A 760-nucleotide genomic window follows, 5' to 3' on the forward strand; every position below is an offset into this window, starting at 1 on the left:
TTTTCAAAATCAAGTGTGGCATGCGTTAACGACCATTCCATTCGGTGAGACGTGGAGCTATCAAGATCTCGCCAACGCGATTGGCAACCCGAAAGCCGTACGTGCGGTTGGGTTAGCAAATGGCAAGAACCCTATTTCCATTGTGGTGCCTTGTCATCGCGTTATTGGTAAAAGTGGCAAACTGCCTGGGTATGATGGTGGGGTAGAACGCACACAACGTTTGCTCGCATTAGAGCAAGGTACACCACTTTAAGTGAGGCGATTCTCATATTGTTGTTTGGCGTGCAACGCACGGTTGAGAATTGTGGAGAGTGGTTTGTTTACGAACAAGATAACAAAGGATAACAAGGGCATGTCTTTCAAAATGGATTTTGATGCATTCATGAGTGAGTGTTGGCAGTTGCACGAGGAAAAGCCAGTACAGGTCTATGCTCAGCTAGAAACGGCGCTGAATGAGGTGGAAGCGCTCAGCCAAGTTGAGCGAATATTTGCACTGATGCTGCACACCGCAATTGGTCACCTTGAACGTCCCGAACGGTTTCTTGCCTGTTTAGACCGCTTAGATGATCGCGCCATTACCGAGAGTTTTGCGTTTAAACGTAGCATCGCCGTTGCACGCTTTTTTGTCGATGGCACTGAGGATGTGGCATTGCTAGAGGAGCAAGCTCAGCGTCGCGTGTTCTCTCTTATTGCGAACGAACTTTCTGCTCTTACTCAGCTTGAACCAGCGAGTCAATGGTTGGCGAAAGCCGCATTAGGA

At 48.4% G+C, this 760-nt stretch carries 1 protein-coding gene and 1 pseudogene; both read left to right on the forward strand.

All coding sequences use genetic code 11. The features are described from left to right. On the forward strand, positions 1-253 hold a 253-nt coding region (locus R7Q09_RS25185), incomplete at its 5' end, for an MGMT family protein (protein ID WP_318143826.1). Positions 254-352: 99 nt separating this feature from the next. Continuing rightward, positions 353-760: pseudogene (locus R7Q09_RS25190) on the forward strand (hypothetical protein); the annotation flags it as partial.

The organism is Vibrio sp. 2130-1, from assembly GCF_033339515.1.